Below are 9131 nucleotides of genomic sequence, written 5' to 3'. Positions count from 1 at the left end.
GGCGATCTCGAACTGACGCAGCATGAAGCCGATCAGCGCGAAGGCGCCGTGCAGGGCCACGAACGGCCAGAGGCCACCGAGCTGGATCCAGCGCACGAAGTCACCCTGGGCTTCCGGGCCCCAGAGCAGCAGCAGGCTGTGACCCATGGCATCCGCCGGGGTGCTGACGGCAGCGGTGAGGAAGTTGCAACCTTCCAGGTAGCTGCTGGCAATCCCGTGGGTGTACCAGGAGGTGGCGAAGGTGGTGCCGGTGAGCCAGCCGCCCAGAGCCAGATAGGCCGTGGGGAACAGCAGCAGACCGGACCACCCAACGAAAACGAAGCGGTCGCGCTTGAGCCAGTCGTCGAGGACGTCGAACCATCCACGGGTGGCCGGTGCACGCCCTAGGGCGATCGTCATGGGAGGAGCTTCACGAAGCGTTACATGCTGAGCGTAAAAGACGATCCTCCTCCGTGCGGCTGGTCGCACCCCAGCCCCCAAGGATTGAGCACAAGTACCCATCGCCTCCCCGGCGGCCCACGATTCGCCAGAGTGGACAGGCCAGCCCTCCCCGCCGTCCCCGCCTCCGGGCGCCATCCACCATGTACGTCGTCGAGATCTCCCTCCGGCTCAGCCCCATGCCCGTTGCCGTCCAGCGCAAGGAGCTGGAGGCCGCCCAGGCCCTCTACAGGGAGGTGTGTCAGGCCCTAGAGAACGGTCAGCCCAAGGTGCTCGAGCTGACCTGCGAGAAGGACGAGCAGAAACGCGTCAGCCTTCTCAGCAGTGAGATCGTTGCCGTACAGATCTATGAAAAGTCGGCCGTCGCCGGCGGCGGCAAGCGGCCTGGCTTCAGCTTCGAGCCTTGACACCGGCTGCAGCGGTGGAACCGCCCCTGCACATCGAAGGTCTCGGCTTCGGCTGGGGCATGGGTCGTCACGCCCTTCACAACTGCCGCCTGCAGATTCCTGGGCCGGGTCTCTGGATGCTTGTGGGCAGCAACGGCAGCGGCAAGAGCACCCTGCTGCGCCTGATCACCGGCCTGCTTACACCTGCCGAAGGAACCATCACCTGCCAGGGCAGGCCCGCTCTGGTGTTCCAGAACCCTGACCATCAACTGTTACTGCCCAGCTGCGGCAGCGACCTGCAGCTCGCCCTTCCCGATGGTCTCGACGACGGCGAGCGTGCCGCCCGGGTGGCCTCGGCCTTGGCTCAGGTGGGCTTGAGCGGCCTGCAGCAGCGGCCCATCCACACCCTGAGCGGCGGCCAGAAGCAGCGCCTGGCCATTGCCGGCGCCCTGGCCAGTGACGCGACGTTGCTGCTGCTGGATGAACCCACGGCCCTGCTGGATCCGGAGAGCCAGAAAGAAGTGCTGGAGCTGATCCATCGGCTCTGTCATCGGAGCGCCTCACCCCTGGCCGCGCTGTGGATCACCCACCGTCTCGAAGAACTGGAGCGCTGCGACGGTGCCGCCCGCATGGAAGCCGGTGCGATCGGCCCCTGGCAGAGCGGCGAAAGCCTGCGACGCTCCCTGGCCCCCTTGCCCGCCGGCGGGGCCGAAAGGTAAGGTCTTCAGAACCGGGTTATCCCGGTGTTTTCCTCGGTAGCTCAGTGGTAGAGCGGTCGGCTGTTAACCGATTGGTCGCAGGTTCGAATCCCGCCCGGGGAGTTTCTTCATCTGTCCGATTCCGAGCCCCGATCCTGCGCCCAGGCCGGTGGTTCAAGTCCTCCCAGGGGCATCCTCCGGATCCATCCACAGGAACGTGAAAACGACGAAAATGTAGTCTCCCGTCACTTGTGCTCCCTCCAGAAGCACCCCCGACGGCACGACCCCACCCATGAAGCCCTGCATCCTGCTCATCGAAGATGACGGCGATATGCGCGATCTGGTCGCCGGCCATCTCGAGCACGGGGGCTTCGACGTCCAGCGCGCTGAGGACGGCATCAAGGGGCAGGCCCTCGCCGTTCAATACAGCCCCGACGTCATCCTCCTCGACCTAATGCTTCCCAAGGTCGACGGTCTCACCCTCTGTCAGCGCCTCCGCCGCGACGAGCGCACCGCCAAGATCCCCATCTTGATGCTCACCGCCCTCGGCAGCACCAAGGACAAGGTCAGCGGTTTCAATTCCGGTGCCGACGACTACCTCACCAAGCCTTTCGATCTTGAAGAACTGATGGTGAGGGTCAAGGCCCTCCTGCGCCGCAGCGAGCGGGCTCCCCTCTCTGTCAAGCACAACGAAATCCTCAGCTTCAGCTCCCTCACCCTCGTCCCCGAGCGCTTCGAGGCCATCTGGTTCGACGCCCCCGTGCGCCTCACGCACACGGAGTTCGAACTCCTCCACTGCCTGCTGCAGCGCCACGGCCAGACCGTCGCGCCCTCCCTGATCCTCAAGGAGGTCTGGGGTTACGAGCCCGACGACGACATCGAAACCATCCGGGTCCACATCCGCCACCTCCGCACCAAGCTCGAACCCGACCCCCGCAAGCCCCGCTTCATCAAGACCGTCTACGGCGCCGGCTACTGCCTTGAGCTGCCTTCCAACGATCAGATGGAACCCCTCGCCACCATCGTCCGCGACGCCAGACGGGCCCGCCTGGAGGCCTCCACCAAGATCAACGAAGCTGGCTGAATCCTCCGCCAACGCTTCATGGGAACACACCCCTCCCGTTCACTGACAAGCGGAAGAAAGCTGGATTCGGCAGATCGAACTGGCCGAAGATCTGCCCCAACAAGCAGACGGTGAACTCTCACCTCCACCTCAACCAGACCCTCACCCGCAAGAGTCCCGCCGCCCAGAACAACACTCTCTTTGCCTGACTCAAGGCCCACGAAAGGATCTGGGCGGGCACCACACCTTCAGCATCTAGGGCCAGCAGCCGCTGGCGTGCATGGAGAGGGTGGGCTGGCTTGGCCCCCCTCTGCCAGGACATTCGACAGCGTTCCCCAGCCCAGGACAGCACCCGTCCGAGCGGGTGCAGCACCGAAGGTTCATGGGGAACGTGCTGCCGCGGCTGGTTACCCTCACCGGCCCAGATCGAGCAGGGCCACCTCCCAGGCCAGCCGGGGCTGCACGTAGGCCAGCAGGTGGCTGCGCAGCTGCTCGATCCGCCGCAGCGGCGCCGGCTCCAGGCGCTGGCGCCAGAGGTGCAACTGCCACCAGTCGAGTAACCACAGCTGCTGTTCGCCGTCGAGGGCCTCGCTGAGGTCGCGGGCCAGGCCCAGGGCCTCCATGGGCTCGCGGCCCAGGGCCAGCAGCCGTTCCGCCAGCCCCTCCGGCAGGCCCTGCCAGACCCGCCGGTGGCGCAGCAGGGCCCCGGGGGAGCCGGCGGCCAGTTCGAGGAGTTCGGGGGGATCCTCCACGTGCCCCTGCGGTTCCCCTTCCGCCAGCGGCTGCCGTTCCAGCACCTGGCGCACCAGGGCGGGGGACAGGCGGGCGAAGGGAATGGACTGGCAGCGGGAACGGATGGTGCTCAGCAGCCGGTCCGGCGTCGCCGTGAGCAGGATCAGCAGGCCGTGGCCGGGTTCTTCGAGGGTCTTGAGCAGGGCATTGGCGGCCGCCTCGGCCATCGCCTCGGCCGTCTCCAGCACCACCAGGGACCGGGCCCCCTCCACCGGGCGGCGAGCCAGGAAACGGGTCACCTCCCGCACCTGCTCCAGGCGCAGCTGGGGGGGACTGCGGCGACTGAGGCCCTGGGCCTCGGCCTCGGAGGCCTTCACCAGCCGGCCCTGGTGCAGGTAGGTGGGCTCGACCCAGAGCAGGTCGGGGTGGTTGCCCTCCGCCAGGCGCCGCCGCAACGGCACTGATCCGGTGCTTCCACCGGAGAGCACCCCCTCCAGCAGGCGCAGGGCCGCCAAGCGTCGGCCCACCCCCTCGGCCCCCACGAACAGATAGGCCGGCGCCAGCCGCTGCCGTTCGAGGGCGGCCGTCAGCAGCCCCACCGCCTGCGGCTGGCCGAGAAGATCGGCGAACAACTCAGCCATGGTCCCCATCCCCGGGACCGCCCAGGTGTTCCGTGATCAGGGCGCAGCACAGGTCCGTGACCTTCTCCATAGGCAGGCCGGCCTCGACGCGACACCAGCCCCTCTGGCCGGCCAGGGTGGCGAAGCCATCGTTAACCCGCTGCAGGAAGGCCTCGCCGGCGGCCTCGATCCGGTCGGCGGGCCGATCGCCGCGGCGCTGCAGGGATCCAGCCAGGGGCAGATCGAGCCAGAGGGTGAGATCGGGCGCCAGGCCACCGGTGGCCAGGGCTTCAAGCTGGAGGATCGTCGCCAGGGGAAGGCCGCGGCCATAGCCCTGGTAGGCGGCGGTGGAGCCGCTGAAGCGATCGCAAAGCACCCAATCGCCGGCAGCGAGGGCCGGACGCAGGCACTCCTCCACATGCTGGGCCCGGTCGGCGGCGTAGAGCATCAGCTCGCTGAGACTGCAGGGGGCGGCACCCTCGGGCGGCCGCAGCAGCAGGGCGCGCAGGGCCTGGCCCAGGGCCGTGCCCCCGGGTTCCCGCGTCACCACCAGCTGGGCGCCAGGAGCCATCAGGCCACTGATCGGCAGCCAGGCGCGCAGGGCCTGGATCTGGGTGGACTTGCCGCAGCCGTCGATGCCTTCCAGCACCAGGAAGCGTCCGCTCATGGTAGGCGATCCGTGGGGCTGCCCTGGAGGAGCAGGGCATTGCCGACCACCGTGATCGAACTGAAGGCCATCAGCAGGGCCGCCAGCTCCGGCGACAGGCGCAGGCCGAAGCCCGGCAGCAACACACCCGCGGCGATCGGCAGCACGATCAGGTTGTAGCCGAAGGCCCAGGCCAGGTTCTGGCGGACCTTGGCCATGGTGCGTCGGGCGATCTCCAGGGCCCGGACGATGCCATCGAGGTCCTCACCCATCACCACCAGCGCCGCACTCTCCTGGGCGATCTGGGTGCCCGTTCCGACGGCGATGCCGAGATCGGCGGCGGCAAGGGCAGGCGCATCGTTGACCCCGTCCCCCACCATCGCCACAGCCCCCTGACGCTGGGCCAGCAGGAGCCTTTCCAGTTTCTGCTCGGGCCGCAGGTCCCAGGCCAGCTCTTCGGGACGCAGGCCGAGCCGGCGGCCCAGGCCCTCGACGCTCGCCCGCCGGTCCCCGCTGAGCAACCCGAGCCGCAGCCCCTGCTGCCGCAAGCGGGCCAGGGTGGCGGCGGCATCGGCGCGGGGCTGATCCTCGACCGCCAGGAGACCCAGCAGCCGTCCGTCGCCCGCCACCGCCAGCAGGCTGGCGCCATCGGCCTCCAGGTCCCGCTGGAGGGCCTCGAGGCCGGGGTCCACCGCCACGCCGGTGCGGCCCAGCCAGGCCAGCCGGCCCACCTGCACCAGCCCGCAGCCGTCCACCAGCCCCTGCACCCCCTCCCCGGGGAGGGTCAGGGACTCAGCGACGGGCAGCAGGGGCAGGCCCTGGGCCTGGGCCTGCTGCAGCAAGGCGTGGGCCAGGGGATGGCGGCTGTGTTGCTCGAGGCTGGCGGCCAGCTGCACCAGCCGCTCGGCCTGGGCCGCTTCCGCCGGGCTCCCCGCCGGGGCACCGACCACGCGGACGGCCGTCACCAGGGGTCGGCCGACGGTGAGGGTGCCGGTCTTGTCGAACAGCACCGCCTCCAGCCGGGAGGCGGTCTCGATGGCGTCACCGCCCCGGAACAGGAGCCCCGAGCGGGCGGCCAGTCCGGAGCCCACCGTGATCGCCGTCGGCGTCGCCAGACCCAGGGCGCAGGGACAGGCCACCACCACCACGGCGATGGCCAGCTGCAGGCCGAGGCTGAAGGGCGTGGCGGGGCCGGCGGCAGCTCCATGGCCATGGGTTCCATGGCCGGCAGCAGCGGCCGTGAGCAACACCTCGGGCCAGTGCTGGCTCCCCCACAACCACCAGAACAGCAGGGTGAGCAATGCCAGGGCGAGCACCACGAGGGTGAAGCGGCCGGCGACCCTATCCGCCAGACCCTGGATCGGGGCCTTGCGGGCCTGGGCCCGCTCCACCATGTGCACGATGCGGGCAATGGTGCTTTCGGCACCGCTGCGCTGCACCTCCAGCACCAGGGAACCCTCCAGATTGAGCAGGCCGGCGGCCAGCTCACTGCCCGGCTCCACGGAGCGCGGCAGGGGTTCGCCGGTGAGGCTGGAGGCATCCACGCTCGATCTGCCCTCCAGCACCACCCCATCCACCGGCACGCGGTCCCCCGGCAACAGTCGCAGCCGGTCGCCCGGCCGGAGCCCTCCCACCCTCACCTGGCGGGGGGGGCCATCGCCCAGCAGCAGCAGGGCATGGTCGGGCTGCAGGGCGCTGAGTTCCTCAATCGCCCGACCGGTGCGATAGCGGGCCCGTTCCTCAAGGAAGCGACCGGTGAGGACGAAACCCAGCAGCATCACCGGCTCGTTGAAGAAGCAGGGCCAACCGCTGGACGGCCACAGCCAGCCCACCAGGCTGGAGAGGTAGGCACTGGCCACGCCCAGCCCCACCAGGCTGTCCATGCCCGGCACCCCGGCCAGCGCCGAACGCGCACCCCGGATCAGGATCGGGCGGCCAGGAACGGCCAGGGCGAGTGTGGCCACCAGGGCATGGAACCAGGGGCTGCCCAGCAGCTGCCAAGGACCGCGCCAGGGCAGCTGGCCGGCATCCGCCAGGTGACCCAGCCCGGAGACGGACAGCAGCAGCAGGGCCACCAGCAGCTGGCGCCAGTGGCGCCACCACTGGTCGGCCTGCCTCCGCTGCCGCTGGCTGGCCGGCTCCAGCTCCTGGGACCGCAGCCGGGCCTGGAAGCCCAGGCCCTCGAGGCTGACCAGCAAGGCGGGCAGCGGGTCCACCACGACCCCATCGGGGCCGTCCGTGCGGGGCTCCAGGTCGACCCAGGCGGTGCGGGTGAGCAGGTTGACGCTGGCCTGGCGCACCCCCTCGTTCTGGAGCAGGCGCTGCTCCACGGCACGCACGCAGCCGCCGCACTTCATGCCCTCGACATCGAGGAGCAGGGGCTCGGCCGTGGTGGCAGGGGGGTTGGCGCTCACGCGGAGGGGTGCCGGGGCGATCACGGAACGGGGGCACAGGCTAGGGAGCCGCCACCCCTTCGCCTTCCCCAAAGCTGCAACAGGCAGGATGGAGGGACGATCTGGATCTCGACCCTTGCCCCGCTCGCAGCGCAACGACAACTTCATCGACAAGAGCTTCACGGTCATGGCCGACCTGATCGTCAAGCTGCTGCCGATCGATCCCAAGGCCAAGGAGGCCTACGTCTATTACCGCGACGGTCTGTCGGCCCAGAACGACGGCGACTATGCCGAAGCCCTTGAAAACTACGAAGAGGCCTTGAAGCTTGAGGAGAACAGCATCGACCGGGGCGAGATCCTCAAGAACATGGCGATCATCTTCATGAGCAACGGCGAGGAGGACAAGGCCCTCGACTTCTACCGCCAGTCGCTGGATGCCAACGCCAACTCCCCCTCCTGCCTCAAGAACATGGGGCTGATCTACGAGAAGTGGGGCCGACTGGCCGAGGAAACCGGCGACCAGGACGCGGCCGACCGCTGGTTCGACGAGGCCGCCACCTACTGGACCAAGGCCGTGCGGCTCTACCCGGGGGGCTACCTGGACATCGAGAACTGGCTCAAGTCCTCGGGCCGCAGCAACGTCGACGTGTACTTCTGATTATTCGGGGTTGACCCCCAGGCCGGCCACCAGGGCCTCGGCCACCGTGGCCGCCTCCAGCAGCTGCAGGCCCAGGCCGGCCGCCACCGGCCCCAGGGCGCTGCCGCGTGGCACCACGGCCCGAACGAACCCCAGTCGGGCCGCCTCCTGCAGGCGCAGCTCCAGCTGGCCCACGGGCCGCAACTGACCGCCCAGGCCCAGTTCCCCCAGCAGCACGGTGCCCGCCGGAAGGGTGAGGTCGCGGTAACTGGCCACCACGGCGGCTGCCACCCCCAGATCCGCCGCCGGCTCCTCCACCTCGAGGCCGCCGGCCACCGCCAGGTAGCAGTCGAAGCGGGACAGGGGCAGGCCCATGTGTTTTTCGAGCACCGCCAGGATCTGGTGCAGGCGGTTGGTGCCGATGCCGGTGGCGGTGCGCCGCGGACTGGCGTAGCTGGTGGGGCTGACCAGGGCCTGAACCTCCACCAGCAGCGAACGGGTGCCCTCGCAGGCCACGATCGTGGCCGTGCCGGGGCTGGGACCATCCCCGGCCAGGAACAGCTCGCTGGGGTTGCTCACCTCCACCAGGCCTGCGCCCTGCATCTCAAACACCCCCAGCTCGTGGGTGGCGCCGAAGCGGTTCTTGACGGCCCGCAGCAGCCGGTGGCTGGCGAAACGGTCCCCTTCGAAGGTGAGCACCGCATCCACCAGGTGCTCGAGCACCTTGGGACCCGCCAGCATCCCCTCCTTGGTGACGTGCCCCACCAGCACCAGGGCGGTGTGCTGGCGCTTGGCGATCCGCTGCAGGGCGGCGGCGCATTCCCGCACCTGGGACACCGAGCCGGGGGCACTACCTAGTTCGGCGTCGTGCAGGGCCTGGATGCTGTCGATGATCGCCACCTGGGGCCGCAGGGTTTCCAGCTCCTGCAGCACCAGCTCCAGATCGGTCTCCGCCAGCAGGCGCAGCCCCTCGCCAATGCCGCCTTCGCCTTCGCCAGCCTCTGCCGCCGCACCGGGGGCGTCCTCGGCCAGGCGCCGCCAGCGCAGCTTCACCTGCTGGGCCGACTCCTCGGCGCTCACGTAGAGCACCACGGCCCGGGAGGCCATGGCCCGGGCGCTCTGCAGCAGCAGGGTGCTCTTGCCGATGCCCGGGTCGCCCCCCAGGAGCACCAGGGAGCCGGGAACCAGGCCGCCCCCCAGCACCCGGTCCAGCTCGCCGTAGCCGCTGGCCAGGCGCTGCAGGGGCAGGTCGCCAACGGCCTGGATCGGTTCGGAGCGGCTGGGACGGCCCGGCGAGGGAGCCCCGGCGGCGTCAGGAGCGGCGATGGCGGGCACCTGCCGGCGCCGGCGGTTGTCCCCGCTCGGCTCGCTCTGCTCCACCAGCGTGTTCCAGCCACCGCAGCCGGAGCAGCGGCCGAAGAACTGCCGCGTCCTGGCCCCACAGGCCTGGCAGACGAACGAGGAACCGGGACGGGCCAAGGCAAGCAAGCGGGGTGTATGAAGAAAGGTGGCGTTCGG

Annotated in this window: 8 protein-coding genes, 1 tRNA gene and 1 pseudogene; 5 read left to right on the top strand and 5 right to left on the bottom strand. The window is 69.8% G+C overall.

What is annotated here, in order from left to right; all coding sequences use genetic code 11:
* Positions 1-399: pseudogene (locus KQ305_RS01280) on the bottom strand (photosystem II D2 protein (photosystem q(a) protein)); the annotation flags it as partial.
* 182 nt (positions 400-581) lie between these two features.
* Here KQ305_RS01280 and KQ305_RS01275 point away from each other — a divergent pair.
* The 4 genes from KQ305_RS01275 (at position 582) to KQ305_RS01260 (ending at position 2606) form a co-directional block, all read left to right on the top strand.
* A complete protein-coding gene (locus KQ305_RS01275) occupies positions 582-845 on the top strand; it encodes a hypothetical protein (RefSeq protein WP_259723642.1) in 264 nt (87 codons plus the stop codon).
* Complete coding sequence (locus tag KQ305_RS01270) at positions 842-1543, top strand: ABC transporter ATP-binding protein (protein WP_399230199.1); 702 nt, start codon at positions 842-844, stop codon at positions 1541-1543. Before KQ305_RS01275 ends, KQ305_RS01270 begins: the two co-directional genes overlap by 4 nt.
* A gap of 30 nt (positions 1544-1573) precedes the next feature.
* Positions 1574-1645: transfer RNA gene (locus tag KQ305_RS01265), tRNA-Asn, on the top strand.
* 169 nt (positions 1646-1814) lie between these two features.
* Entirely contained in the window at positions 1815-2606 is a 792-nt protein-coding gene (locus KQ305_RS01260) for a response regulator transcription factor (RefSeq protein WP_259723641.1), read from the top strand.
* 392 nt (positions 2607-2998) lie between these two features.
* Here the strand turns inward: KQ305_RS01260 and KQ305_RS01255 are convergent, their stop codons facing one another.
* The 3 genes from KQ305_RS01255 to KQ305_RS01245 are packed head-to-tail and all read right to left on the bottom strand — an operon-like array spanning position 2999 to position 6997.
* Positions 2999-3958: a DNA polymerase III subunit delta' gene (locus tag KQ305_RS01255; RefSeq protein WP_259723640.1), complete on the bottom strand. Its 960-nt coding sequence runs from the start codon at positions 3956-3958 to the stop codon at positions 2999-3001.
* Positions 3951-4604, bottom strand: a complete 654-nt coding sequence (gene tmk, locus KQ305_RS01250) for a dTMP kinase (RefSeq protein WP_259723639.1) — start codon at positions 4602-4604, stop codon at positions 3951-3953. Before tmk ends, KQ305_RS01255 begins: the two co-directional genes overlap by 8 nt.
* Positions 4601-6997: a cation-translocating P-type ATPase gene (locus KQ305_RS01245; RefSeq protein ID WP_259723638.1), complete on the bottom strand. Its 2397-nt coding sequence runs from the start codon at positions 6995-6997 to the stop codon at positions 4601-4603. Before KQ305_RS01245 ends, tmk begins: the two co-directional genes overlap by 4 nt.
* A 115-nt stretch (positions 6998-7112) precedes the next feature.
* Between KQ305_RS01245 and KQ305_RS01240 the strand changes: the two genes are divergently transcribed.
* On the top strand, positions 7113-7634 hold the full coding sequence (locus KQ305_RS01240) for a photosystem I assembly protein Ycf3 (protein WP_259723637.1): 522 nt from the start codon (positions 7113-7115) through the stop codon (positions 7632-7634).
* Here KQ305_RS01240 and radA read toward each other — a convergent pair whose 3' ends face one another.
* Positions 7635-9092, bottom strand: coding sequence for a DNA repair protein RadA (gene radA / locus KQ305_RS01235; protein ID WP_259723636.1), 1458 nt, complete (start codon positions 9090-9092; stop codon positions 7635-7637). It abuts the gene before it with no gap.
* Positions 9093-9131: the final 39 nt, after the last annotated feature.

The organism is Synechococcus sp. CS-1332 (genome assembly GCF_025127995.1).
Classification (GTDB): Bacteria; Cyanobacteriota; Cyanobacteriia; order PCC-6307; family Cyanobiaceae; genus Cyanobium.
Note: the sequence above shows the minus strand (reverse complement) of the source record. Positions and strands in the feature narration are given on the sequence as shown.